This is a genomic window from Caballeronia ptereochthonis (assembly GCF_001545075.1).
Classification (GTDB): Bacteria; Pseudomonadota; Gammaproteobacteria; order Burkholderiales; family Burkholderiaceae; genus Caballeronia; species Caballeronia ptereochthonis.
In genome coordinates this window covers 26362-51809 of the sequence record NZ_FCOB02000039.1, presented here as the reverse complement: position 1 = coordinate 51809, position 25448 = coordinate 26362, and the positions used below count along the sequence as shown (strand labels likewise).

Annotated in this window: 19 protein-coding genes and 1 other RNA gene; 9 read left to right on the top strand and 11 right to left on the bottom strand. The window is 64.6% G+C overall.

Annotation, left to right across the window (positions count from 1 at the left end; all coding sequences use genetic code 11):
- Positions 1 to 49: 49 nt before the first annotated feature.
- The 7 genes from cmk to gyrA form a co-directional block, all read right to left on the bottom strand.
- Complete coding sequence (cmk, locus tag AWB83_RS30440) at positions 50 to 730, bottom strand: (d)CMP kinase (protein WP_087049343.1); 681 nt, start codon at positions 728 to 730, stop codon at positions 50 to 52.
- Between the two features lie 87 nt (positions 731 to 817).
- Positions 818 to 2122, bottom strand: a complete 1305-nt coding sequence (aroA, locus tag AWB83_RS30435; RefSeq protein WP_087049342.1) for a 3-phosphoshikimate 1-carboxyvinyltransferase — start codon at positions 2120 to 2122, stop codon at positions 818 to 820.
- A gap of 9 nt (positions 2123 to 2131) precedes the next feature.
- Complete coding sequence (locus AWB83_RS30430) at positions 2132 to 3058, bottom strand: prephenate dehydrogenase (RefSeq protein ID WP_087049341.1); 927 nt, start codon at positions 3056 to 3058, stop codon at positions 2132 to 2134.
- Between the two features lie 76 nt (positions 3059 to 3134).
- The gene (gene pheA, locus AWB83_RS30425; protein WP_087049340.1) at positions 3135 to 4217 is read right to left on the bottom strand and encodes a prephenate dehydratase; all 1083 of its coding nucleotides are present in this window, start codon (positions 4215 to 4217) and stop codon (positions 3135 to 3137) included.
- A gap of 51 nt (positions 4218 to 4268) precedes the next feature.
- On the bottom strand, positions 4269 to 5351 hold the full coding sequence (gene serC, locus AWB83_RS30420) for a 3-phosphoserine/phosphohydroxythreonine transaminase (protein ID WP_087049339.1): 1083 nt from the start codon (positions 5349 to 5351) through the stop codon (positions 4269 to 4271).
- Between the two features lie 191 nt (positions 5352 to 5542).
- Positions 5543 to 6157: a DUF2059 domain-containing protein gene (locus AWB83_RS30415; protein ID WP_087049359.1), complete on the bottom strand. Its 615-nt coding sequence runs from the start codon at positions 6155 to 6157 to the stop codon at positions 5543 to 5545.
- Between the two features lie 166 nt (positions 6158 to 6323).
- Entirely contained in the window at positions 6324 to 8972 is a 2649-nt protein-coding gene (gene gyrA / locus AWB83_RS30410; RefSeq protein WP_087049338.1) for a DNA gyrase subunit A, read from the bottom strand.
- 671 nt (positions 8973 to 9643) lie between these two features.
- On the opposite strand from gyrA, the gene ompA reads away from it, so the two are divergent.
- The 5 genes from ompA to AWB83_RS30385 all read left to right on the top strand — a co-directional run bounded on the left by ompA (position 9644) and on the right by AWB83_RS30385 (position 15173).
- Positions 9644 to 10306, top strand: coding sequence for an outer membrane protein OmpA (ompA, locus tag AWB83_RS30405; protein ID WP_087049337.1), 663 nt, complete (start codon positions 9644 to 9646; stop codon positions 10304 to 10306).
- A 191-nt stretch (positions 10307 to 10497) separates the two neighbouring features.
- Positions 10498 to 11196, top strand: coding sequence for a bifunctional 2-polyprenyl-6-hydroxyphenol methylase/3-demethylubiquinol 3-O-methyltransferase UbiG (gene ubiG, locus AWB83_RS30400; RefSeq protein WP_087049336.1), 699 nt, complete (start codon positions 10498 to 10500; stop codon positions 11194 to 11196).
- 4 nt (positions 11197 to 11200) lie between these two features.
- Positions 11201 to 11965: a phosphoglycolate phosphatase gene (gph, locus tag AWB83_RS30395; RefSeq protein ID WP_087049335.1), complete on the top strand. Its 765-nt coding sequence runs from the start codon at positions 11201 to 11203 to the stop codon at positions 11963 to 11965.
- 67 nt (positions 11966 to 12032) lie between these two features.
- Positions 12033 to 12390, top strand: a transfer-messenger RNA (tmRNA) gene (ssrA, locus tag AWB83_RS30390).
- A 368-nt stretch (positions 12391 to 12758) separates the two neighbouring features.
- Positions 12759 to 15173, top strand: coding sequence for an FG-GAP repeat domain-containing protein (locus AWB83_RS30385; protein ID WP_244197929.1), 2415 nt, complete (start codon positions 12759 to 12761; stop codon positions 15171 to 15173).
- A gap of 16 nt (positions 15174 to 15189) precedes the next feature.
- Here AWB83_RS30385 and AWB83_RS30380 read toward each other — a convergent pair whose 3' ends face one another.
- The 3 genes from AWB83_RS30380 to AWB83_RS30370 all read right to left on the bottom strand — a co-directional run bounded on the left by AWB83_RS30380 (position 15190) and on the right by AWB83_RS30370 (position 18235).
- On the bottom strand, positions 15190 to 16266 hold the full coding sequence (locus AWB83_RS30380; RefSeq protein WP_087049334.1) for a glycosyltransferase: 1077 nt from the start codon (positions 16264 to 16266) through the stop codon (positions 15190 to 15192).
- 470 nt (positions 16267 to 16736) lie between these two features.
- The gene (locus AWB83_RS30375) at positions 16737 to 17006 is read right to left on the bottom strand and encodes a hypothetical protein (RefSeq protein ID WP_087049333.1); all 270 of its coding nucleotides are present in this window, start codon (positions 17004 to 17006) and stop codon (positions 16737 to 16739) included.
- Positions 17007 to 17164: 158 nt separating this feature from the next.
- Positions 17165 to 18235, bottom strand: a complete 1071-nt coding sequence (locus tag AWB83_RS30370; protein WP_087049332.1) for a substrate-binding domain-containing protein — start codon at positions 18233 to 18235, stop codon at positions 17165 to 17167.
- Positions 18236 to 18365: 130 nt separating this feature from the next.
- On the opposite strand from AWB83_RS30370, the gene AWB83_RS30365 reads away from it, so the two are divergent.
- The 4 genes from AWB83_RS30365 to AWB83_RS30350 are packed head-to-tail and all read left to right on the top strand — an operon-like array spanning position 18366 to position 23609.
- Positions 18366 to 18863 carry an NAD(P)H-dependent oxidoreductase subunit E gene (locus AWB83_RS30365; protein WP_087049331.1) on the top strand — a complete coding sequence of 166 codons (498 nt, stop codon included), beginning with the start codon at positions 18366 to 18368 and terminating at the stop codon, positions 18861 to 18863.
- Positions 18860 to 20416 carry a formate dehydrogenase beta subunit gene (locus tag AWB83_RS30360; protein WP_087049330.1) on the top strand — a complete coding sequence of 519 codons (1557 nt, stop codon included), beginning with the start codon at positions 18860 to 18862 and terminating at the stop codon, positions 20414 to 20416. Before AWB83_RS30365 ends, AWB83_RS30360 begins: the two co-directional genes overlap by 4 nt.
- A gap of 13 nt (positions 20417 to 20429) precedes the next feature.
- Entirely contained in the window at positions 20430 to 23360 is a 2931-nt protein-coding gene (gene fdhF, locus AWB83_RS30355) for a formate dehydrogenase subunit alpha (RefSeq protein ID WP_087049329.1), read from the top strand.
- 3 nt (positions 23361 to 23363) lie between these two features.
- Positions 23364 to 23609, top strand: coding sequence for a formate dehydrogenase subunit delta (locus tag AWB83_RS30350; RefSeq protein ID WP_087049328.1), 246 nt, complete (start codon positions 23364 to 23366; stop codon positions 23607 to 23609).
- A 64-nt stretch (positions 23610 to 23673) separates the two neighbouring features.
- Here the strand turns inward: AWB83_RS30350 and AWB83_RS30345 are convergent, their stop codons facing one another.
- Positions 23674 to 25410, bottom strand: a complete 1737-nt coding sequence (locus AWB83_RS30345; RefSeq protein WP_087049327.1) for an FAD-dependent monooxygenase — start codon at positions 25408 to 25410, stop codon at positions 23674 to 23676.
- Between the last annotated feature and the right edge of the window lie 38 nt (positions 25411 to 25448).

Genomic DNA, 25448 nt, shown 5'->3' with positions numbered 1-25448 from the left:
CCCGGCGGGACACCTTGCTTCCGGCGCAGCGTTACCTGACTGCCGGGTACTACACGCGAACTTCGCTGAACCAGCCGATGATCTGCTCGACCGCTTGATCGATCGACAGACCGGAGGTGTCCAGCGTCTTCGCATCCGCCGCCGGCTTGAGCGGTGCGGCTGCCCGGTTCATGTCCCGGGCGTCGCGGTCGCGCAAATCTCGCAGCAAGTCATCCATATTAGCAGAAAAACCTTTTTGCATCAATTGCTTATACCGCCTGACCGCGCGCGCCTCGTCGCTTGCGGTCAAAAATACCTTCAGCGTGGCGTCGGGGAAGATGACGGTGCCCATATCGCGGCCGTCGGCCACGAGCCCCGGGCGCTTGCGGAAGGCCCGCTGCCGCGCGACGAGCGCCTGGCGCACTTCGGGGTGAACGGCGATCGCGGAGGCGCGGTTGCCAACGTTTTCCGCGCGAATCTCGCCCGACACGTCGACGCCGTCGAGTTGCGCGCAGCCTTCGCGGAACGTGATGTGGAGTGCCTCGATCAGTTTTGCAAGTCCAGTTGCGTCGTCCTTCTCCACGTCGTAGCGGATGCTGGCCAGCGCCGCCAGCCGGTAGAGCGCGCCGCTGTCGAGCAGGTGAAACCCGAGCGTCGCCGCGACGACCGCCGCGACCGTGCCCTTGCCCGACGCCGTCGGCCCGTCGATGGTGATTACTGGAGTGGGGTCGAATGGACGGGTCGGTTTCATTGCCGGATGGGTTGTGTCGTGCCGTTCTGGCCCGTTATTACAGTCATTGGATTCAAATGCATCGCGCTTCACGGTACCGCACTCCGGTTACACCTTTACGAGCGTCGCGAAACGGCGGAAGTAGTCCGGGAAAGTCTTGTTGACGCATTTCGGATCGTTGATGCGCACCGGCACGCCGCCCAGGCTCACGAGCGAGAAGCACATCGCCATGCGGTGATCGTCGTAGGTGTCGATCGCGGCGTTCGGCGTGAGCTTCGCGGGCGGCGTGACGACGAGATAGTCCGCGCCCTCCTCCACCGTCGCGCCGACCTTGCGCAATTCGGTCGCCATCGCGGCGATGCGGTCGGTTTCCTTCACACGCCAGCTCGCGATGTTGCGCAGCGTGGTCGTGCCGCTCGCGAAGAGCGCGGCCACGGCGATGGTCATCGCGGCGTCGGGAATCAGGTTGAAATCCATGTCGATGGGCAGGAGCTTGCCGTCGTCCGATTCGACCCCGCGCACCTCGATCCAGTCCTCGCCCATCATGACGTTCGCGCCCATGCGGTTGAGCGCGTCCGCGAAACCGACATCACCCTGGATGCTCGAGCGCCCGACGCCTTCCACGCGCACCGGCCCGTGACCGATCGCGCCCGCCGCGAGAAAATACGACGCCGACGAGGCGTCGCCTTCGACCATGATCGCGCCCGGCGATCGATAGCCCGCGCCGGCGGGAATCGTGAAGCGCGCCCAGCCGTCGCGCTCGACCGTAACGCCGAAGCGCTCCATCAGCCGGATCGTGATTTCGATGTACGGCTTCGAGATCAGCTCGCCCTCGACTTCGATCGTCACCGGACCGCTGCGGCCTTCGATTACGGGCAGGCTCATCAGCAGCGCCGTGAGGAACTGGCTCGACACGTCGCCGCGCACGCGGATCGGGCGGTCGATCGCGATCTTCGCCGGATGGAGCTTGAGCGGGGGGAAGCCGTCGTTGAGTTCGTAGTCGATCTTCGCGCCGATCTGACGCAGCCCGTCGACGAGATCGCCGATCGGCCGCTCGTGCATGCGCTGCACGCCGTGCACCCGGTACTCGCCGCCGTTCACGGCAAGCGCGGCGGTCAGCGGACGCACCGCCGTGCCCGCGTTGCCGAGAAACAGTTCCGCCGATTTCGACGGAAACGCGCCGCCCGTGCCGCCGACGATCACGCGCTCGCCGTCCTGCCGCACATCGACGCCGAGGTCTTTCAGCGCGGCGAGCATCACACGCGTGTCGTCGGAGTCGAGCAGATTGGTGATCGACGTTTCGCCGCTCGCGAGCGCCGCGAGCAGCAGCACGCGATTCGAAATGCTCTTCGAGCCGGGCAAGCGCACCGTTCCGGACGCACGAGCGAAGGGGCCGAGATCGAGATGTTCCATAGTGTGTCCTTATTTCGCGGCGATATCGCCGGACGGCTTGATCGCTCCGCGTTCCTGCCATTCCTTGCGCGCGATGCGCGAGCGCGCAAAGGCCGCTTCGAGCGCCGCGCCGTCCGAGGCGTCGATCGCCGCGCGAAACCGCGCGAGCACGGCGGTGTAATCGTCGAGTTCCGCGAGCAGCGCGGCGCGGTTCGCGAGACAGATATCGCGCCACATTTCCGGGCTCGACGCCGCGATGCGCGTGAAATCGCGAAAACCGCCGGCGGCGAACGAAAACTTAAGCTCGGCGTCGGGAGAATCGAGAATCTGGTCGACGAGCGCGAACGACAGCACATGCGGCAGATGGCTCACCGACGCGAATACGCGATCATGCTGCGCCTCGCTCATCCGACGCACGCAGGCGCCCGTCGCGCGCCACATGGCGGCGACGCGCTCGACGTCATCCGCCGCGTTCTGCGGCAGCGGGCACAGCACGACGTTGCGATCGACGTATAGCTCCGGCAGCGCGGCCTCGACGCCGCTCGACTCGCGCCCGGCGATCGGATGCCCCGGCACGAACTGCGCGACACGCTCGCCCAGCACCGATTTCGCCGCAGCGACCACATCGGTCTTCGTGCTGCCCGCGTCGGTGACGATGGTCCGCGCGTCGAGAAACGGCGCGATGCGCGCGAGCAGCGGCCCGGTCTGCGCGACCGGCGCGGCGAGCAGCACGAGATCGGCGTCTTGCAGGGCGCCTGCCAAAGCCGCGTCGTCGTCGAGCGCGGCGGCTTCGTCGATCACGCCGAGCTCGAGCGCCCGTTCCACCGACGCACCCGAGCGCCCCACGCCCACGATGCGTCCCGCGACACCGGCGCGCTCACGCAAGCCGCGCGCGAGCGATCCGCCGATCAGACCGACGCCGAAGATAACCAGTTTGTTGAAAGAGAACGCAGCCACGGGACATCGATAAAAACGCGTCGTCGACGCAGGAAACCGGACCGCCGCGAACGCTCGCGGCGGCAACGAGCAAACTTCAGCGCGCTCGCGGATACGAACCGAGAATCTTCAGGAACGCGGCCTTGCGCCCGAGTTCTTCGAGCGCGGCGGCCACTGCGGAATCGTCGCGATGGCCTTCGATGTCGATATAGAAGTAGTACTCCCACGTGCCCGAGCGCGCCGGACGCGATTCGAAGCGCGTCATCGAGACGCCGTGCTTCGCGAGCGGCTCCAGCAGCTTGAACACCGCGCCCGCTTCGTTCGACACCGACACGATGAGCGAGGTCTGGTCGTGACCGCTCGAATCGGTCGGCTCTTTGCCGATGATCACGAAGCGCGTGCGATTGTGCGGATCGTCCTGGATCAGCGAAAACACGACGCCCAGGCCGTAGTGCGTGGCGGCGCGGTCCCCGGCGATGGCGGCGACGGTCGGATCGCCGACGGCCATGCGCGCGGCTTCCGCGTTGCTCGACACCGCCTGCCGCTCCAGATGCGGCGCGTTGACCGTGAGCCAGCGCTGGCACTGCGCAAGCGCCTGCGGATGCGCGCACACGCGCGTCACGCCGTCGAGCGTGCCGGACGCGGTCAGCAGATTGTGATGAATCGGCAACGCCAGTTCGCCGCCGATCAGAAGCGAGGTCTGCAACAGCAAGTCGAGCGTGCGCGACACCGCGCCTTCGGCCGAATTCTCGACCGGCACGACGCCGTATTGCGCCGCGCCCGCTTCGACCGAGCGGAACACTTCGTCGATGGACGAGCACGGCAGCCCTTCGATCGAATGCCCGAAGTACTCGAACATCGCCTGCTCGCTGTACGTGCCGACCGGGCCCAGGAACGCCGCGCGGATGGTCTGCTCGAGCGCACGGCTCGCGGCCATGATCTCGCGCCAGATCGACGCGATGTGCTCGTCGGCGAGCGGGCCGTCGCTCATTTCCTGCAGGCGCGCGATGACCTGCATCTCGCGCTCGGGACGAAACACCGGCGCGTTGAAATGCTTCTTCACTTCGCCGACTTCGAGCGCGACGGAAGCGCGCTGATTCAAAAGCGCGATGAGTTGCGCGTCGAGCGCGTCGATGCGCTCACGCAGCGGTTTGAGTCTTGAATTGAGATCGTCGTCCATGCGGTGCTTGAGCCAATGCGATTGAGCGAGCGTCGTCGCCTTTCGTCAACGTTAAGCGCCCGTGCGCTCGAATTCCTTCATGTAATCGACGAGAGCTTGTACCCCCTCGATCGGCACCGCGTTGTAGATCGATGCCCGCATGCCGCCGACGGACTTGTGGCCCTTCAGTTGCAACAGCCCGCGCGCCTTCGCGCCGGCCAGGAAATCCAGATTGCGTGATTCGTCGGCAAGGAAGAACGGCACGTTCATGCGCGAACGGTTCTGGCGCTCGACCTTGTTGACGTAGAAATCACTCGAATCGATCGTGTCGTACAGCAGCTTCGCCTTCTCGACGTTGCGCGCTTCGATCGCCGTGAGGCCGCCCTGCTTCTTCAACCACTTGAAGACGAGACCCGCGATGTAGATCGCGTAGGTGGGCGGCGTGTTGTACATCGAGTTGTTCTCCGCGACGATCTTCCACTCGAACGCGGACGGGCAGATGCGCAGCGCGCGGTCGAGCAGATCCTCGCGCACGATCACGACGGTCACGCCCGCCATGCCGATGTTCTTCTGCGCCCCGCCGAAGAGCACGCCGTATTTGGCGATGTCCATCGGGCGCGAAAGGATGTGCGAGGACGCGTCCGCGACGAGCGGGATGTCGCCCAGATCGGGAATCTCGAAGGCTTCGACGCCGTCGATGGTTTCGTTCGAGCACAGGTGCACGTAGGCCGGATCGTCCGACAGCTTCCATTCGTTGAAGCCCGGCACGCGCGTGAAGCCCTGCTCGGTCTTGCCGCTGGCCGCGAGATGCGGCGTGCCGTACTTCTGTGCTTCCTTGAACGATTTCGTCGACCAGGAACCGGTCACGACGAAGTCGGCGGTCTGCCTCTTGCCCAGCAGGTTCATCGGCACGATGGCGTTCTCGCCGATGCCGCCGCCCTGCAGGAACAGTATGCGATGCGACGCCGGCACGTTCAGCAACTCACGCAGATCGGTGAGCGCAGCCTCGTGGATCGACATGAACTCGGCACCGCGGTGGCTCATTTCCATCACGCTCATGCCGCTGCCTTGCCAGTCGAGCATTTCATCGGCTGCTTGCCTCAGGACTTCTTCTGGCATGGCGGCGGGGCCGGCGGAGAAATTGAACACACGCATCTGTGGATTCCGAATGGCAGGCGCGAGACGCGCGGCGAAAGAACGATTACCGCGGTTTTTCGCGCCTGAAAAAGAAATGGCTGCTTGCGCTCGCGCGCAAACAGCCATTATCGCACTGTCCTGAAAACCCGCCAATGCACGAGGCGGCAAGCCCCGGTCAGCGGATTTCCATCATGACGATGTCGCCGTGCTTACTTGCTGCCCGGCTTGACGCTCGCCACTTCCTGGTCGGCTTGCGTGCGCGTCGCCTTGATGGCCTGCGGCATGTACTTCTGCATCAGGCCGTTGACCACGTCGCGGCCGACCTGGTCCTGAACCTGGATGAACTTGCGGCCAGTCGGGCTCTTGTAGAAGTTGGTCAGATCCTTGATCTCATCGGTCGAGTAGTACTTCGCATACGCGTCGTACTGAGCCTGCATCGCATCCTTGCGGAACGCGTCCGTCGCGAAGACCTGGCCGGCGGAATCGACCAGCTTCGGCACTGCGTTCTTCTGCAGCGTCGGAACGGCGGCTTGCTTCTGCTTGTCGTTCAGGGTCTTGTTCTCGGAGAGCGCGTCCGACAGGATCGCCGGGACGAGCTGCTTCGATTGCATCTGCGCGCTGTTACCGATCGCACCGACCAGCTTCTGCGCGTCGATCGCGTCGAGCAGGTCCTTGATCGCGGCTTGCTTGGCCGGATCAACCGGTGCTGCTGCCGGCGCCGGAGCTGCCGACGTGGCCGGCGCCTGGTTCTGGAGCGACTGAGCCATCGCGAAAGTCGGCACGAAAGCGGCCAGCAACATCCACTGCTTGAAACGTCCTTGCATCATTACTCCCTGTAAAAAATATCCAGTTCAGCACTGGCGACGAGCTTTCGCGTGTCGGATCGATGGCACCGTCGAGGCGTCAGCGCCGGAAACGAGCTCAGGTCGCGCAGCTTAACCAATCCAGGCTTTCAAAAGCGATAACGAGAGAACTTCGACACAAAAAATATCAGGCGTTTTCTTCGCCTTCACCATTGTCGGCATCGCCCGACTTCGCGCCGGGGCCATCGGGGCCCGCGTCGCCATCGTCGAGTTCAGCTTCGGCTTCCGCCTCGGCGATATGCTGCAGTCCGGACAGCTTCGTTCCCTCGTCAAGGCTGATGAGTGTAACACCTTGGGTTGCACGGCCCATTTCACGGATCTCGGACACGCGCGTGCGGATGAGCACCCCCGCGGTCGTGATCAGCATGATCTCGCTCTCCGGCTCGACGAGCGTCGCGGCGACCACCCGGCCGTTGCGCTCCGAAGTCTGAATCGCGATCATGCCCTTCGTGCCGCGGCCATGACGCGTGTACTCGTTGATCGGCGTGCGCTTGCCGTAGCCGTTCTCGGTGGCGGTCAGCACCGACAGGTTCTCGCCGCCCGCGACCAGCAGCGCGATGACCTGCTGCCCGTCTTCGAGTTGCATGCCGCGCACGCCGCGTGCCTCGCGGCCCATCGCCCGCACGTCGTTCTCGTCGAAGCGCACGGCCTTGCCCGAGTCGGAGAACAGCATGACGTCGTGCTCGCCATCGGTGATGGCAGCGCCGATGAGGTAGTCGCCTTCATCGAGACCGACCGCGATGATGCCCTTCTTGAGCGGGCGGCTGAACGCTTCGAGCGGCGTCTTCTTGACGGTGCCGAGCGCGGTCGCCATGAAAACGTACTTGTCCGCCGAGAATTCCTTGATCGGCAGCACGACGTTGATCTTTTCGCCTTCCTGCAACGGGAACATGTTGACGATCGGACGGCCGCGCGAGTTGCGCGAGCCTTGCGGCACCTCGTACACCTTGACCCAGTAGACGCGGCCGCGGTTCGAGAAGCACAGCATGTGATCGTGCGTGTTCGCGATGAAGAGCGTGTCGATCCAGTCGTCTTCCTTCATCTGCGTCGCCTGCTTGCCGCGACCGCCGCGCTTCTGCGCGCGATATTCGGAAAGCGGCTGCGACTTCACGTAGCCCGAATGGGACATGGTCACGACCATGTCCTGCGGCGTAATCAGGTCTTCGGTGTTGAGTTCCGTCGCGTTCATCTCGATGCGCGAGCGGCGGTCGTCGCCGAACTCGGCGCGCACCTGCCCCAGTTCCTCGACGATGATCTGGCGGATCCGCTCCGGCCGCGCGAGGATGTCGAGCAGGTCGGCGATCTGCGCCATCACGTCGCGGTACTCGCTCGTGATCTTGTCCTGCTCGAGGCCGGTCAGGCGTTGCAGGCGCATCTGCAGGATTTCCTGCGCCTGGACGTCCGACAGTTTGTACAGGCCGTCTTCCTGCAGACCGTAAGCGGGGTTCAGCCCTTCCGGACGATATGCCGCACGGCCGCCCGATGCCTCGGTCTCGGTGCGCATCAGCATTTCGCGCACGAGCGAGGAATCCCACGGACGCGCCATCAACTCCTGTTTCGCGATCGGCGGCGTCGGCGCGGCCTTGATGATCGCGATGAATTCATCGATGTTCGCGAGCGCCACGGCGAGACCTTCGAGCACGTGCCCGCGATCGCGCGCCTTGCGCAGTTCGTATACAGTGCGCCGCGTCAGCACTTCCCGTCGATGCGACAGGAAACACTCGAGCATCTCCTTCAGGTTCAGCAGCTTGGGCTGGCCGTCGACGAGCGCGACCAGGTTCATGCCGAAGGTGTCCTGAAGCTGCGTCTGCTTGTACAGGTTGTTCAGAATGACTTCCGGCACTTCCCCGCGCTTCAGCTCGATCACGACGCGCATGCCGCTCTTGTCGGACTCGTCGCGAATATCGGAAATGCCCTCGAGCTTCTTCTCGTTGACGAGTTCGGCGATGCGCTCGAGCAGCGTGCGCTTGTTCACCTGATAAGGAATCTCGTCGACGATGATCGCCATGCGCTGGCCGCGGTCGATCTCCTCGAAGTGCGTGGCCGCGCGCATCACGACGCGTCCGCGGCCCGTGCGATAGCCGTCGCGCACGCCCGCGACGCCGTAGATGATGCCGGCGGTCGGGAAGTCGGGCGCCGGCACGATCTCGATGAGCTCGTCGACCGTCGCTTCGGGCGTGTTCAGCAGATGCAGGCAGGCATCGACGATTTCGCGCAGATTGTGCGGCGGAATATTGGTCGCCATGCCGACCGCGATGCCGGCGGAGCCATTGATCAGCAGATTCGGAATGCGCGCGGGAAGAACGAGCGGCTCGTGCTCGCTGCCGTCGTAGTTCGGACCGAAGTCGACGGTTTCCTTGTCGATGTCGGCCAGCAGCTCGTGGCCGATCTTCGCCATGCGGATTTCGGTGTAGCGCATCGCCGCGGCGTTGTCGCCGTCGACCGAACCGAAGTTGCCTTGGCCGTCCACCAGCATGTAGCGCAGCGAGAACGGCTGCGCCATGCGAACGATCGTCTCGTAGACCGAGGCGTCGCCGTGAGGATGGTATTTACCGATGACGTCGCCGACGATACGCGCCGACTTCTTGTAAGGGCGGTTCCAGTCGTTATTCAGCTCGTGCATCGAGTAGAGCGCCCGGCGATGCACCGGCTTCAGGCCATCGCGGACATCGGGAAGCGCGCGCCCGACGATCACGCTCATCGCGTAATCGAGATACGAGCGGCGCATTTCCTCCTCGAGGGAGATTGGCAGAGTCTCTTTGGCGAATTGATCCATTATCCGTGTCTTGAACTGTGCAGCGGCGACACGGCAGCGCGCTTCGAACATTCGCCCGCCGGCCGCGCGACATGCGCCGGCGTGGCGCGTAGCCGACGTACGCTGCATGTCTTTTTCACACACTGCGAACGCAGCGCATCGGGAAATTCTAACATGCGCGGCATCCACGCCCGGACGCACTGCGTATACATAGTGTGTGTGCGCGGCGTGCGACCCGGATCGCGGACAAGGACTTCGCGATGCGCAACGCTGTACCAAATATTTACAAAATCACGGGAACGCATTCGGTCAATTCGTCATGCAAGCGGGCTATCATGCCGCCTCGCCGTTTTGCCGGACGCTAAAGTTCCCGCGATAAAAACGTGCAGAAAATGGCGCTCGGGCACGTAATGTGCGCACGTTTCGCGCTTTCCGCGCCTCGTGCCGCCTCCTGTCCCCTTCTTGTTGCGCATGCACCACATAAGGTTGCGGGCGCACGGCGTGCGGGGATATTTTTATCGATGCAAGGGAACGATATGGCAAAATGCCAACGCACAAAGTTAGACACTGCTCGAAGTCTACACAGCGCGTTTTGTTCCGTGGGGAATGTTATACTTCGAGCAATGTATGACTTGTCTTCGTCTACAGGCTCGCAGTAAACCTGCGGTAATCTCAATTTCGAGAGGAGAAATATGAATAAACTTTCAAAGCTCGCGTTCATTGCAGCTACCGCAGTTATGGCTGCATCGGCCTCGGCACAGTCGGTGCCGGCCTCGCGACAAGCCGTGAACGATAACTGGGTGAACGGAACGGGCGAGTATGTGTGGATGAACGGCACGAACGAACTGTGCTGGCGCGATGCGTTCTGGACCCCGGCTACGGCAAATGCGAAGTGTGATGGCGCGCTGGTCGCGCAAGCACCGACGCCGCCGGCCCCGGTCGCTCCGCCGCCCCCGGTCATCCAGAGCCAGAAGGTTACCTATCAGGCTGACGCTCTGTTCGACTTCGACAAGGCAGTCCTGAAACCGGCCGGTAAGGAAAAGCTGGACGATCTCGCATCGAAGATCGGCGCGCTGAACCTCGAAGTCGTGGTTGCAACGGGTTATACCGACCGCATCGGTTCGGACAAGTACAACGACCGTCTGTCGCTGCGCCGTGCACAAGCTGTGAAGGCTTACCTGGTCAGCAAGGGCATCGAAGCCAACCGTATCTATACGGAAGGCAAGGGCAAGCGCGACCCGGTCACGAAGGGCACGTGCCATCAAAAGAATCGCAAGCAACTCATCGCCTGCCTCGCACCGGATCGTCGCGTGGAAGTCGAAGTTGTCGGCACGACCCGTCAGCCGCAGCAGTAATCGCGAGCTGGATTGCCGCAGATCAAACCCCCGCTTCGGCGGGGGTTTTTTTATGCCCGGAGCTTTTGCGAATTCGCTTGATCATTCGCCATTTCAGCCGGCGTTCCGCGATTCCGCTTTTTGCCCGCCCATTGCGGCGCCTATATACTCGGTCCTAATCGATTCACGACTCAATCAAGGCACTTCCGAACATGACCAATGTCGATCCCCACGAACTGCAGAAATTCAGCGAGCTCGCGCATCGCTGGTGGGACCCGAACGCCGAATTCAAGCCGTTGCATGAGCTGAATCCGGTGCGGCTCGACTGGATCGATGCGCACGCTCACCTGATGAGCAAGCGTGTTCTGGACATCGGCTGCGGCGGCGGCATTCTCTCCGAGTCGATGGCGACGCGCGGCGCGAACGTGAAAGGCATCGACCTGTCGTCGAGCGCGCTCGGCGTGGCCGATCTGCATAGTCTCGAGAGCGGCGTCGAGGTCGCGTACGAGGAGATTTCGGCGGAAGCCCTCGCGGCGCGCGAGCCCGGCTCGTACGACGTCGTCACCTGCATGGAGATGCTCGAGCACGTGCCGAACCCCGCGGGCACGGTTGCGGCATGCGCCGCGCTCGTGAAGCCGGGCGGCTGGGTGTTCTTCTCCACGCTGAACCGCAACCCGAAGGCTTATCTGTTCGCGGTCATCGGCGCGGAATACATCGCGCGCATGCTGCCGCGCGGCACCCACGATTACGCGCGCTTCATCAAGCCGTCCGAGCTCGCGACGTTCGCGCGCGCGGCGTCGCTCCTGCCCGTGGACATCAAGGGCATCACCTACCGGCCGATATCGAAGCACTTCGGACTGTCGAACGACACGAGCATCAACTACATGATGGCTTGCCGCCGCGAAGCCTGACGCCATGATCAACGAAGACCCCTTGTCCACGGGCACCATCGACACCAAGCCCCTTCCGGAAGATCCGACTCCCCTGCCCCAGCGCCTCGCCGAGGGCGACGGCCTCGGGTTGTGCCAGGCCGTGCTGTTCGATCTCGACGGCACCATCGCCGATACGGCGCCTGATCTCGTCGCCGCGGTAAACAAGATGCGGCACGACCGCGGCCTCGAGATGCGGCCGCTCGAAACGCTGCGGCCGTACGCGTCGGCAGGCGCGCGCGGTCTGCTCGGCGGCGCGTTCGAGATCGGTCCGGAACATCACGATTTCGCGGCGATGCGCGAAGAATTCCTCGCCAATTACGAGGCTGATCTGTGCATCGAGACGACGCTCTTCCCGGGCATTGCCGAGTTGCTCGATCAGCTGGACGCGCGCGGCGTGCGCTGGGGCATCGTCACCAACAAGGTGACGCGGCTCGCCGAGCCGCTCGTCGGCTTGCTGGGCCTCGACATGCGTGCAGGCTGCCTCGTCTGCGGCGACACCACGCCGCACTCGAAGCCGCATCCGGCGCCGCTCCTCCACGCGGCCGAATTGCTGGATGTCGCGCCCGAGCGCATCGTCTATGTCGGCGACGACCTGCGCGACGTGCAGGCCGGTTTCGCGGCCGGCATGATCACCGTGGCGGCCGCCTACGGCTATTGCGGCGACGACATTCCGCCGCGCCGCTGGCACGCCAATCACGTCGTGGATTCGCCGGACGAGCTGCAGCAATTGCTGCGTGACATCGGATAACGCGCGGCTTGAAAACCTCGCCGTTCGCCTCATATGGCGTTTCGTGGGATAATTTCCATTCTGCTTCGGGGGCGACCTGGTTTCGACAGGGGTTGTGAAGCGGTCAGGGCATACCGAGGACCCGTCACCTCGTTAATCAATGGGAAAAACGTAACTGCAAACGACGATACGTTCGCACTGGCAGCCTAAGGGCCGCCGTCCTCTCACTAATTCGCTGACGGGTTAGGGTAGCAATACCAAGAGAGGTCATATACGTCAGATAAGCCTGGGTGGCGTCACGACGCCAAGGTCGAAAAATTAGTGAATCGCCGTAACGCAGCGTGTTCGTCCGCGTCGTTGCGGTTAAATCAAAAGACAGAACTAAGTATGTAGAACTGTTCGTAGAGCGCTTCTGGACGCGGGTTCGATTCCCGCCGCCTCCACCAATACACCCACTGAGAACCCGCGATAGCGCAAGCATCGCGGGTTTTTTGTCTTCCGCATCCGCCGGGCGAAAAAAAGCCCCGCACGAAGCGGGGCAAACATCCTTGAGAGACGTAGCGAGGACAAAGACCACCTCGACTACGAACGAGAGGATAGGCGGCCGAGCGCCTCGTTCGTATCAGACCGGTCCGAATGCTCCTGCCTTGTGTCAATGATCAAACGAATGGCACAACGGCGATCGGCCTGACATCCTCCGCGCCCACCCGTCGGACATGTTCGCTCGACCACCGACCTCATGCGTGTCCACAGCGCATTCTTCTGCTTTATCCTGCGAACATACGGGCGCGCCAGTGGCGCTTACGGGGAGAGCATGCGCAGAGGCACTTCGGTGAGTCGCAGCGGGACCGCCTGGCGGTCATTCGCGTGGGCGCTGTTACTTGCGCTATTGCCGATCCAGGCGCGCGCGTCCACCCCTCCCGCCGATTGTCGCGCCGGCACGCTCGTCACCGTGGTCGCGCATCTCGACGACGACCTGCTCTTCGTGAATCCCGGCATCAGCGACAAGCTCGACGCCGGCTGGTGCGTGACCGTGGTTCATCTGATCGGCGGCGCGAACGACGCGAAGTTCGACTACGTCGTGTTGCGGGAAACCGGCACCAAGCTCGCCTACGCGCGCATGGCGGGCGTCCCCGATCAATGGGACGAATCGACCGCCACCTTCGCCGGCAAGCCCATCCATCAACTCGTGCTCAGGCAGCAGCCCAGGGTGAAACTGCTCGAACTGCGCCTGCCCGGCGGACACGTGCGCGGCGGCAAGGTCCCGCTCGGCCTGCTCTGGGACCGCGGCCAGACGCTCACCACCTATCCGATGAACGCGGACGGCACGGGCGCGACCACATACGATCGCGCGTCGCTCAGCGCCACGCTGCGCGAGATCCTCACACCCGCCACGGAGATCTACACGCTCAATCCGGATACGGTCGCGTTCATGGAGCATCCGGATCACATTTACGCGGCGCGCATCACGCGCGTGGTCGCGCAAGGTCTGAAGCGCGACGTGCCCATCGGCTATCACGTGACTTATCCGACGGGCGGCCTTCCCAAGAATCTCACCGCCGACGAGACGCTGAAGAAACGCGACGTCGTCGGCAGCTACTTCGCCATCGACGGCAACGACGCCGGCCACGTCTTCGGCGAATACATGTGGGATGGCAACTGGGTCGCGCGACGCTACTGGAGCATGGCCCACTCGAACGACCCCGGCCCCGACTTCCAGCTGCGTCCGTTCCAGCTCGTGAACGAGTATTCGAGCCGCTGCGTCGAATCGGCCGGCACGGGCAAGGCGCCGCGGCTCGCGGCGTGCTCGGGCGCGGCATCGCAGAACTGGTTCTGGCAACAGCTTCCCGTCATGCCCGGAGAGAAGAACGACGCCCTCCTCGTCAACGCCGCCACGCGCGGCTGCATCGCGGAGCGCGATTCGGGGCTCGTCGAGCAGGCCTGCAGCGCATCGAGTTCCCCGCAACGCTGGACGCCGTGGGACTTCGGCTTCGTCTATACGCCGCTCAATCACTGCCTGGGGGAGAAGGACGGCGCACTGAACGCGGGCCGATGCACGATGCTCACGGCGCAATATCGCTGGTCGCCTTCGCCGCAAACCGTCTGGACCGATACGCGGCACGAAGGCGCGCTCTATGGCGACGTGAAGGGCTCGGGCCGCGACAGCGTCGTCTACGTCCAGCGCCGCAAGGACGGACCCGGCTTCAACGTGTGGGTCGCGGAGATGTCGCGCATCGACAATGCATCGCCGTGGTATCTGAATGCCGTGCCGTTCGACCCGCAGGCGACGGAGCCGACATGCAAGGGCGACACGCTCTGCTTCGACAGCGCCCGCTTCCTGCTCGCCGACTTCGACGGCGACGGCCGCGCCGATCTGATGGTCATCGCGCCGCGCAACGGCGGCACCGCGTTCTGGCTGCTGAAGAGCGCGGGCACGCATTTCGAGGCGCCGCGTCTGTGGTATCAGACGAGCGCCGAATGGACGCCCGCGAACGCGCAGCAATACGTCGCCGGCGACTTCAACGGCGACGGCCGCGCGGACGTGATGATCGCGCAAAAGCGCAAGGACGCGGGTCTCGACCTCGACGTGCTGACGGCGGGTCCATCGACCGGCAACGCGCCCGCGCTGTGGCTCGAAGCGCGCGAACTGGATGCGGGCGCGCGCTTCCTGCCGGCGCGCGTCGCGGGATCGGAAGGTTCGCGCAACGCGGGCCTCATCGCGATCGAAGACGTGAACGGCGCACTCGCACTCTCGCAATTCGCGAGCACGGGCAGCGCGTTCTCGCCGGGGTATCGCACGAACGCATACGCGCAGTTCAAGGCCGCATTCGTAAAAGTGGTGGCGGGCGATGTCGATGGCGACGGCATCGACGATCTCGCCGTTCTGGAACCGCGCGGCGCGGCGACGGGCATGCGCGTCTTCACAATGAAAGGCGGCAAGGTCTTCGGTCCCGCCCGCGAAGCCGCGACGCTCTCCGACACGTCCTACGCCGATTCGATGCCCGCCTTGATCCGCCGCAACGAGCACGACAATCACGCGACGCTCGTTCTCTTCAGCCGCGCGAACGCGCTGCTCAAGCAGTTCTATTACACGGGCGGCGCACCGAGCGTGTCGGGCTACGACTTCGATACCGCGTTCGGCGTGGGCCCGGTGCAGATCTGGGGCGACCTGCCGGGCCTCTTCTCCGAATCGCTGTGGCTCAGGACGCTCGCTTACTGGAGCCGTTAAAGGAAGCGACTCGGGCTCAGCTCAGCCCGACCCGCAGATTCAGCACATCACGCGCGATCGCCAGATAGCGGTCCGCCGTGCTCTGCAGGGTCAGGCCGTTGAGCGGGCGCGGGGCGCGCGGCTGCGTCAGCGCGTCGAGGAGCGCGCGGCCGTAGGCGTCGATATCGCTCGTATCGAGCAGTTGCACGCCGGAGAAATTGCTCGCGAAAGCGAATGCGGCGATCGCGCTCGCGACCACCGGAATGCCCGATGCGAGCGCCTCCAGAAAGCCGATGCTATGCGCCTCGAAGCTCGACGGCATCGCGAAGACGGTCGACGAACGCAGGATCTGCGCGACATTCATCTGCGGCCCGTCGACCGCGACGCGGTCTTCGAGCCCGAGTTTCGCGACGAGATCGACCACCGCCGCGTGATAGGCGATGTTCTCGATCACGCCGCACAGCAGCAGACGCGCATCGGGATCGACGCGCGCGACATGCGCGAAAGCCTCGACCGTCTGCAACTGGTTCTTCTCGGGAATGTAGCGGCCGACCTGCACGATCTGCTTGTACGCGACGGGCACGGCCGGCAGCGCTTCGTCGGCGAAGCGCGACACGTCGACACCATTCGGCACGACGATCATCGACGGATGCGAGCCGACCTCCTTCACGTAATCGTCGATGTTCTTCTGCGACACGCCGATCACGGCCTTCGCGCGGCCCGACAGAATCCGCTCGGCACGCAGCAGCGCGCCGTTGGCGAAATCGTTCGCGCCCGAATGCATGACCCAGACGATCGGCACGCGCGTCGGCACTGCGCGCACGTAGAGCGCGGGAATGGTCGCGTGCGCGAAGATGATGTCGGGCTTGAACGTGCGAATCGCCCGATGGAGAAACAGGAGGCGCCCGAGCCTGCCGGGCGCTCTCGCCGGAAAAAGGCAGGTGACGCCGTGTTCGCGGAGCTCCGCGCTGATGTGCGAGAAGTCGTCGTGCTCGGGCATCAACGACGCGATGCACACGTTGTGCCCTCCGCGCTGATGTCCGATCGCGACGCCCTTGGCAAGAACCTCCGCCCCCGACAGACGAGGTGCCAGTATGACCTGGAGAATTCGCATTTATCCTGTCCCTCGGCAAATCCGAAGTGCGCTCGGAGGCCACACGTCCTGCCAACGTATCGTGGTCCCCGACGCCGTCCGCCGCACGCGATGAGTCGCGTCGTCGATGCTGCCGGCGCACTTCCTGTTTTTCTGTTTATGGAACTTTCGAGCCGCGTGCGCCCGGAAAATCAACGGCGTCGCGCACGCTTAAGGTACTCCTGACGTCAGACCAAACGCCCGCCATCAGGTAGTGTTTTTCGGTCGCGACATAACAGATCGGGGAACCAATGCGGCGATGCGCACACGATATGGCGCACTGCGCAAACCCTCATTTCAGCGAGCGCTGACGAGATGGACAGCGCGAAGCGCTGCAGCCGCAGCGCACTATTCGGTGCATCACGCCGCGCCGCAGCAGCGCCAGGGAAGAGAGTGGGAGGAGAGCCTGCACGCGGCGCGCGAGCGGTATGCGCCGCGTGTTCGTTCAACGATCAGTTCGTGCCGTCTTTGGGGCACTTCAGATTGCAGCCATTGGGATCGCCGGCGTCGCCACGGCGACGCATCGCCGACTTGCCATTCTGATACTTCTCCGACGGAGCGGACGCGGCGAACTGCATCTGCGGATGCTCGTTGAAACGGAATTGGTCTTGCAGCACGCCGCCCGGCAGGCCCGGCGAATTCTGGGCAAAGGCGACAGGAACCAGATAGATCGCGCCGGCGACGAGCGCGGCGGAGGAACAGGCGAGCAACGAGAATTTCATGGCGATGTTTCGCGCGGTCGGGCCGCGCCTCGAGCGAGTGAATTCGACTGCTATACACGGAAGCAAGGCGTTAGGTTAACCCAATTCGCCGCCGATGGCAGTCCCGGGCACGCTCCGCTCTCTTACCGCTCGTTTCCGCTGTTCAATGAGCGCTCACTTCAACCGCGCAGGCCTTCGTCGACGTCGACCAGCGAGCCGCAGCGCGCCGGATCATAGCCTTCGAGCAGCGCGACGCTGTCGGTGAAGCCTTCGCTGCGCAGGATGCGCAACACTGAGGCGAGGCGCGCCTCATCGAGCCGGGCGCGCTCGCAGGCAAAAAAATAGTCCTCGTCGATGATCGGAATGAAATCGAGCGCGAAATGCTGCGCGGCGGGCTGCACGCCGAAGCCGAGATCGGCCATGCCGCTCGCGACGAAAGCGGCGATCGCCGAATGCGTGAGCTCGGTGGTTGCATACCCGTTGATCTGATCCGGATCGACGCCCACGCTTCGCAGCGACAGATCGAGCAGCATGCGCGTGCCCGAGCCGGGCTGGCGGTTCACGAAGCGCACGTCGCTGCGCGCGAGGTCGCGCAAGCCCTGGATGTGCTTCGGATTGCCCTTCGGCAAGAAGAGACCCTGCGTGCGGCGCGTGAGGCGAATCAGTTGATGCTTGCTCTGATCCAGATACGGCCGGTAGATATCGGCGCAGGTCGAGCGAAATTCGCCGATCGGCAAGTGGAAGCCCGCCAGCTCGCACTCGCCGCGCGCGAGCGCGCTCATCGCCTCGGCGCTCTCGCGATACTTGATGTCGACCGGCACGCGCTGTTCACCGAGCGCGCGCACGAGTGTGGCGACCGCATAACCGTGCGACGCGTGAATCCGCACTTGCGTGACGCCGCCCGCGAGGCGCCGGTTCAATTCCCCGGCGACGTCGTTCGCCACGGTCTGCAACGGCACTTCGAGCCGCTCGCCGCACACGCGCTGCGCACGCAGCACCGATTCGCCCAGTTCGGAAAGCACGGAGCCGCGGCCGCGCGATTTGGTGATGAGCGCGCCGCCCAGCCGCACCTCGATTTCGCGCAACAAGCCCCACGCGTGCCGATAGGACAAACCCTTAGCGCTCGCGGCATTCGCGATGCTGCCCGTTTGTGCGACGAGTTGCAAAAGCGGCACAACCGCGCTGAGACTGGTTTCCCGGCCATCGGCGTCCCGCAGAACCAGCTCGGCCCGGCATTCGACGTCTACCATATGCACTCCCCCATCCTATTGCCAAGATATATCACGACGCCTATTGTTCTTTTGCAGGCTCGGCGCCTCAGATTATATCGTCCTAAATATGCATCAACAAAACATATGCCGAGCGTTGGAGGAGTCCCCCATGACACACACGCAGCTGTCCGCCGCTGCATCTGAAGAGCTGGTTCGCCGCCATGCAGTGCAGGGCGCGACCTTGATGACCATCCTGCATGCCATTCAGGACGAAGTCGGCTACGTGCCCGAGACCGCCGTCGCGCCGCTCTCGCGCGCGTTGTCGCTGTCGCGCGCCGAGGTGCATGGCGTGATCACCTATTACCACCACTTCCGTTCCGCGCCCCCCGCGCGCGTGACCGTGCAGCTCTGCCGCGCGGAAGCGTGCCGCAGCATGGGCACGGAAGCGCTGAAGGAACACATCGAAGGGCGCACCGGCTGCCGCTTCGACAGCGGGCATGCGGAGGACACGGAGCTCGAATCCGTGTTCTGCCTTGGTCAGTGCGCGCTGTCGCCATCGATGATGATCAACGGCGAGCTGCACGCGAAAGTCACGCCGGCGAAATTCGATCGCCTGTACGCGGCGGCGCAGGCGAAAGTGGGCGACAAGGCGGAGGTGACGGCATGACGCGCATCTACGTACCCATCGATTCCGCCGCGCTCGCGCTGGGCGCGGAAGCGGTCGCCGAGGCCGTCGCGAGCGAGGCGCAGAAGCGCGGCCTCGACGTGCAGATCGTGCGCAACGGTTCGCGCGGGCTGTTCTATCTCGAACCGCTCGTCGAGGTCGAAACGGCGCGTGGCCGCATCGGCTATGCGAACGTCGAAGCCGAAGACATCGCCGCGCTGTTCGATGCCGGACTGATCGAGGGCGGCGCGCACGAGAAGAACGTCGGCGTCGTCGACGAGATTCCGTATCTGAAAAAGCAGCAGCGTCTGACGTTCGCGCGCATCGGCATCACGGACCCGCTTTCCATCGACGATTACGTCGCGCTCGGCGGCCTCCAGGGCCTGCGCAACGTGCTCGACATGAACGGCGATGCCGTCATCGCGGCGCTCCTCGATTCCGGCCTGCGCGGACGCGGCGGCGCGGCGTTCCCGGCGGGCATCAAGTGGAAGACGGTGCGTGCCGCGCTGTCGGACCAGAAGTACATCGTCTGCAACGCGGACGAAGGCGACTCCGGCACGTTCTCCGACCGGCTCGTCATGGAAAGCGATCCGTACATGCTGATCGAGGGCATGATCATCGCGGGTGTGGCGACGGGCGCGACCAAGGGCTACATCTATGTGCGCAGCGAGTATCCGCACTCGATCGCAGCGCTGAACCGCGCGATCGACCGCGCGCGCGACGCGGGCTGGCTCGGCGCGAGCGTGCTCGGCACGTCGCATGCGTTCGAGCTGTACGTGGCGAAGGGCGCGGGCTCCTATGTCTGCGGCGAGGAAACGGCGCTGCTCGAATCGCTCGAAGGCAAGCGCGGCATCGTGCGCGCGAAGCCGCCGGTGCCGGCGCTCGTCGGTCTGTATGGCAAGCCGACGGTCATCAACAACGTCATCACGCTCGCGACCGTGCCGATCATCTTCGCAAAGGGCGCGGCGTTCTATCGCGACTTCGGCATGGGCCGTTCGCGCGGCACGCTGCCCTTCCAGATCGCGGGCAACGTGAAGCAAGGCGGGCTCGTCGAACTGGCGTTCGGCGTGACGCTGCGCGAGCTGATCCATGAATACGGCGCCGGCACGGCGAGCGGACGTCCCGCGCGCGCGGTGCAGGTGGGCGGCCCGCTCGGCACGTATTTGCCGGAAAGCCAGTGGGACATTCCGCTCGACTACGAGGAATACGCGAAGGTCGGCGCGGTGGTCGGCCACGGCGGACTCGTGATCCACGACGACACCTCGAACCTCGCCGAGCTCGCGCAATACGCGATGCATTTCTGCGCGATCGAATCGTGCGGCAAGTGCACGCCGTGCCGCATCGGCTCGACGCGCGGGGAGGAAGTGATCGCGAAGATCCGCGAGGGCGACACGTCGGTGAGACAGGTCACGCTCCTGCGCGAGCTGTGCGACACGATGGTCGCGGGCTCGCTCTGTGCGATGGGCGGCATGACGCCGTTCCCGGTGATCTCCGCGCTCGACCACTTCCCCGAGGATTTCGGGCTGCCCCGCACGCCCGCACAGAAAGCGGCATAAAAAGGAGACAACCATGTCCAACACCATCAACGGCTGCGGCTCCGGCAACTGCGCGTGCAAGAGCGCGGCGTCGGTGCAGCGCCGCGATCCGTTCGACGAGACCGATTACGGCACGCCGCTGCGTCATGCCGATGTCGACGTGACGCTGGAAATCGACGGCGAGTCGGTCACGGTGCCGGCGGGCACGTCCGTGATGCGCGCCGCGATCGAGGCCGGCGTCAACGTGCCGAAGCTCTGCGCGACCGATTCTCTGGAGCCGTGGGGCTCGTGCCGTCTGTGCCTCGTGGAGATCGAAGGCAGGCGCGGCTATCCGGCGTCGTGCACCACGCCCGTCGAAGCGGGCATGAAAGTGCGCACGCAAAGCGACAGGCTGCAATCGCTTCGTCGCAACGTGATGGAGCTCTACATCTCCGATCACCCGCTCGACTGCCTCACCTGCCCCGCCAACGGCGACTGTGAGCTGCAGGACATGGCGGGCGTCGTCGGCCTGCGTGAAGTGCGCTACGGCTACGAAGGCGCGAACCACTTGAAGGACAGGAAGGACGAATCGAATCCGTACTTCACCTACGATCCGTCGAAGTGCATCGTCTGCAATCGCTGCGTGCGCGCCTGCGAGGAAACCCAGGGCACGTTCGCGCTGACGATCGCCGGCCGGGGTTTCGAATCGCGCGTCGCGGCGAGCGAAAACGTGCCGTTCATGGAATCGGAATGCGTGTCGTGCGGCGCGTGCGTCGCCGCCTGCCCGACCGCGACGCTGCAGGAAAAGACGGTCATCATGCTCGGCCAGGCGGAGCACTCGGCGATCACGACCTGCGCGTACTGCGGCGTCGGCTGCTCGCTCAAGGCGGAGATGAAGGGCAACACGGTCGTGCGCATGACGCCGAACAAGAACGGCCAGGCGAACGAAGGTCACGCATGCGTGAAGGGCCGCTTCGCATGGGGTTACGCGACGCACAAGGATCGCATCAAGAAGCCGATGATTCGCGCGAAGATCACCGATCCGTGGCGCGAAGTATCGTGGGACGAAGCGATCAACTACGCGGCGAGCGAATTCCGCCGCATCCAGGACAAGTACGGGCGCGATTCGATCGGCGGCATCACGTCGTCGCGCTGCACGAACGAAGAGACGTATCTCGTGCAGAAGCTCGTGCGCGCCGCGTTCGGCAACAACAACGTCGATACCTGCGCGCGCGTGTGCCACTCGCCGACGGGCTACGGCCTCAAGACCACGCTCGGCGAATCGGCGGGCACGCAGACCTTCGCGTCCGTCGAGAAGGCCGATGTGATCATCGTGATCGGCGCGAATCCGACCGATGGTCACCCGGTGTTCGGCTCGCGCCTGAAGCGCCGCGTGCGCGAAGGCGCGAAGCTGATCGTGATCGATCCGCGCCGCATCGATATCGTCGATACGCCGCACGTCAAGGCGCAGTATCACCTGCCCTTGCGGCCCGGCACGAACGTCGCGATGGTCAACGCACTCGCGCACGTGATCGTCACCGAAGGTTTGCTGAAGGAAGACTTCATCGCGGAACGCTGCGAGCCGCGCGCATTCGAGCAATGGCGCGAGTTCGTCGCGCGCGAGGAAAATTCGCCCGAAGCGATGGAAGCCGTCACCGGCGTGCCCGCGAACCAGGTTCGCGAAGCCGCGCGCGTCTACGCGACGGCCGGCAACGGCGCGATCTACTATGGCCTCGGCGTCACGGAGCACGCGCAAGGCTCGACGGCCGTGATAGGCATCGCGAACCTCGCGATGGCGACGGGCAACGTCGGCCGCGAAGGCGTCGGCGTGAATCCGCTGCGCGGCCAGAACAACGTGCAGGGCTCGTGCGACATGGGCTCGTTCCCGCACGAGCTGCCCGGCTATCGCCATATCGGCGATGCGGCGGTGCGCTCGCTCTTCGAGGAAGCCTGGAACGTCAAGCTGCAAAACGAGCCGGGCCTGCGCATCCCCAACATGTTCGACGCCGCCACGCACGGCACCTTCATGGGCCTTTATTGCCAGGGCGAGGACATCGTCCAGTCGGACCCGAACACGCAGCACGTCGCCGACGCGCTCTCGTCGATGGAATGCATCGTCGTGCAGGACATCTTCCTGAACGAGACGGCGAAGTACGCGCACGTGTTGCTGCCGGGCTCGACCTTCCTCGAGAAGGACGGCACCTTCACCAACGCGGAGCGCCGCATCTCGCGCGTGCGCAAGGTGATGCCGCCGCTCGCCGGCCTCTCCGACTGGGAAGTGACGATCAGGCTTTCGCGCGCACTCGGCTACGAGATGGACTACACGCATCCGTCCGAGATCATGGATGAAATCGCGCGCCTCACGCCGACCTTCCACGGCGTCTCGTACGACCGCATCGACGAGCTCGGCAGCATCCAGTGGCCGTGCAACGAGAAGGCGCCGGACGGCACGCCGACGATGCACATCGACGAATTCGTGCGCGGCAAGGGACGCTTCGTCATCACGAAGTTCGTCGCCACCTCGGAGAAGGTCACGCGCAAGTATCCGTTGCTCCTTACGACGGGCCGCATCCTGTCGCAGTACAACGTCGGCGCGCAAACACGGCGCACCGAGAATTCGCGCTGGCACGAGGAGGATCGCCTGGAGATTCATCCGGCGGACGCGGAGGATCGCGGCATCAAGATGGACGACTGGGTCGGCATCGAGTCGCGTGCGGGGCAAACCGTGCTGCGCGCGAAGATCTCCGAACGCATGCAGCCGGGCGTCGTGTACACGACCTTCCACTTCCCGGAATCGGGCGCGAACGTCATCACGACGGACTCCTCCGACTGGGCGACCAATTGTCCGGAATACAAGGTGACGGCGGTGCAGGTGCTGCCGGTCGAACAGCCGTCGCAATGGCAGCAGGACTATTCGCGCTTCAACACGCAGCAACTCGAGCTGATGAACATGCGCGATCTTGCGCCGGCCACTTCAGGAAAATAAGAAATGGATGTCGATAACCTGATCGAGATGGCGAACCGCATTGGCGAATTTTTCGATTCGATGCCGGACCGCGCCGAGGCCGTCGATAGCGTGGCGGATCACATCCGCCGCTTCTGGGAGCCACGCATGCGCCTCGCGATTCTCGCCGCGCTTGACGATCCGAAAGCCAGCGCGACGATGGAGCCGATCGTGCGCGAGGCGCTCGAGAAGCACAAGGCGGATCTTCGGCCGAAGGCGGCGACGGCCTGAATCTCGCGGCTCGCGGTGCATCGCACGCCCTGCCGGCGCCTCGCGCCCGCAGGGCTTTTCAGTTTCAGTCTTCGCGGAATTCCCGCTCCGCGTGCCGTTCCGCGCTCGTGTCCTGCGCGCCGAACCACGTTTCGCAGTGACGCAGGAGCGCATGCACGTCGGACGGCGCGCGCCCGCGCGCGGCGATGTATCCGTCGGGACGCACGAGGTAGAACGCGGGACGCGTGCGGCCGTAGTTGTCCGTGAGCGACTGCGCGCCGTCACCGCGCGTATCGGTGATGCGCCACACGCGCACGGCATTCGGCAGGATCGTCTCGATCGACTTCACGAGGCCCTCGAGGTCCGGGTCGCGCATCGCGTGCGCGACGGTGATGGTCGCCGGCGCGAGCGCGATGTCGTCCTCGCCGGAAGGATTCTCGAGCAGGAACAGCGAGAAGCAGCCCGGATCATGCAGATCGTAAAGACATCCGACGCCCGGCAGACGCCCGAGCGGCCCGTCGACGACATGCACGCGCGCATCCGGCGCGCGCTCGCCCGCGCGCGGACCGCCGTCGAGCAGCCGCTCCAGCGTGAGCGGGCTCTTGCGATAGTTGATCGACAGCTCGCTCACGGTGCGCCGCATCGCGTCGCGCAAGGGGCCGATCGCGGCGAGCGCGGGCATCACGTGCTCGCGCATCAGCTTCATCGGGCCGTGCTCGGCGCCCGCCATCTGCGTGAGCATGCTGGATTGCCGCAGCACGTCGCGCTCGATCGGATGCCGCTCCGCGTGATAGGTGTCGAGCAGGCGCTCGGTCGCACTGCCCGCGAGCATGCGCGCGATCTTCCAGCCGAGATTGAACGCTTCCTGGATGCCGGTGTTCATGCCCTGCGCGCCTGCCGGGCTGTGCACGTGCGCCGAATCGCCCGCGAGGAAGACGCGCTCCACGCGCAGGCGATCGACCATGCGGCTGTTCAGATGGAAGTACGACGACCACTTGAGATTCGACAGCGTCACCCGGTGATGCACGCGCCGCTCGACGAGCGCACGGCATTCCTCGATGCTCGGGCCGGCCTTCGTCCCGGACGCGTTCGCGGCGCTGGCCGCCGGCGCCGGCAGATCCGCGATCAGGCGCGCGCGGTCGCCGCCCATCGGAAAGAGCGCCGCGAGCCCTTCGCCCGAGGCGAAGATGTGGAACTCGTCGTCGGGCCAGTCGGAGTCCGCCTGGAGATCGGCGAGCAGATACGTCTGATCGAAGGTCTTGCCGTCGAAGCCGACGCCCAGCCGATGCCGCACGAAGCTGTGCGCGCCGTCCGCCGCGATCAGATATGAAGGCCGCAGCAGCTCGTCGCGTCCGTTGGGATGACGCAGTGTCGCCTGCAGGCCCGCCGAGCCCTGCGAGAAATCCACCAGTTCGACGCCGCGCTCGATGTCGACGCGATAGCCCGCGAGATGCTCGGCAAGCAGGCGCTCGGTCTGCGATTGTTCGAGAAAGAGCAGATACGGATAACGCGTCTGCAGGGGATCGAAGTCGAGGCGCGCGAGGCGCTGCCCGTTCGAATAGAGATTGGCCACGCGCGCGCGATGGCCGAGTTCGAGAAACGGCTTGACGATGCGATGCTGCTCGAAGAGCTCGAGCGTGCGCGCCTGAATGCCGATCGCGCGTGAATACGGCGACGGCTCCCGCGCCTTGTCGACGAGCCTGACCGGTATGTGCGCCCGAGCGAGGCTCATCGCGGCGGCGAGGCCCGTCGGACCGGCGCCTGCGATCAGAACGGGCGCCACGTCCAGCTTGTCGTTCGGATTCAGTTTTGGCGCGAACATGCAGTCCCTCCCCGAAACGTCACGCCGTCTAGTGTACG

Excerpts from the sequence above, each read along its gene's own strand:
- AWB83_RS30360 (WP_087049330.1), top strand. The coding sequence starts at position 18,860 with ATGACGCGCATCTACGTACCCATCGATTCCGCCGCGCTCGCGCTGGGC.
- ompA (WP_087049337.1), top strand. The coding sequence starts at position 9,644 with ATGAATAAACTTTCAAAGCTCGCGTTCATTGCAGCTACCGCAGTTATG.
- AWB83_RS30385 (WP_244197929.1), top strand. The coding sequence starts at position 12,759 with ATGCGCAGAGGCACTTCGGTGAGTCGCAGCGGGACCGCCTGGCGGTCA.
- gyrA (WP_087049338.1), bottom strand. The coding sequence starts at position 8,972 with ATGGATCAATTCGCCAAAGAGACTCTGCCAATCTCCCTCGAGGAGGAA.
- AWB83_RS30375 (WP_087049333.1), bottom strand. The coding sequence starts at position 17,006 with ATGAAATTCTCGTTGCTCGCCTGTTCCTCCGCCGCGCTCGTCGCCGGC.
- ubiG (WP_087049336.1), top strand. The coding sequence starts at position 10,498 with ATGACCAATGTCGATCCCCACGAACTGCAGAAATTCAGCGAGCTCGCG.
- AWB83_RS30370 (WP_087049332.1), bottom strand. The coding sequence starts at position 18,235 with ATGGTAGACGTCGAATGCCGGGCCGAGCTGGTTCTGCGGGACGCCGAT.
- aroA (WP_087049342.1), bottom strand. The coding sequence starts at position 2,122 with ATGGAACATCTCGATCTCGGCCCCTTCGCTCGTGCGTCCGGAACGGTG.
- serC (WP_087049339.1), bottom strand. The coding sequence starts at position 5,351 with ATGCGTGTGTTCAATTTCTCCGCCGGCCCCGCCGCCATGCCAGAAGAA.
- pheA (WP_087049340.1), bottom strand. The coding sequence starts at position 4,217 with ATGGACGACGATCTCAATTCAAGACTCAAACCGCTGCGTGAGCGCATC.
- cmk (WP_087049343.1), bottom strand. The coding sequence starts at position 730 with ATGAAACCGACCCGTCCATTCGACCCCACTCCAGTAATCACCATCGAC.
- gph (WP_087049335.1), top strand. The coding sequence starts at position 11,201 with ATGATCAACGAAGACCCCTTGTCCACGGGCACCATCGACACCAAGCCC.
- fdhF (WP_087049329.1), top strand. The coding sequence starts at position 20,430 with ATGTCCAACACCATCAACGGCTGCGGCTCCGGCAACTGCGCGTGCAAG.
- AWB83_RS30365 (WP_087049331.1), top strand. The coding sequence starts at position 18,366 with ATGACACACACGCAGCTGTCCGCCGCTGCATCTGAAGAGCTGGTTCGC.
- AWB83_RS30345 (WP_087049327.1), bottom strand. The coding sequence starts at position 25,410 with ATGTTCGCGCCAAAACTGAATCCGAACGACAAGCTGGACGTGGCGCCC.
- AWB83_RS30380 (WP_087049334.1), bottom strand. The coding sequence starts at position 16,266 with ATGCGAATTCTCCAGGTCATACTGGCACCTCGTCTGTCGGGGGCGGAG.
- AWB83_RS30415 (WP_087049359.1), bottom strand. The coding sequence starts at position 6,157 with ATGCAAGGACGTTTCAAGCAGTGGATGTTGCTGGCCGCTTTCGTGCCG.
- AWB83_RS30350 (WP_087049328.1), top strand. The coding sequence starts at position 23,364 with ATGGATGTCGATAACCTGATCGAGATGGCGAACCGCATTGGCGAATTT.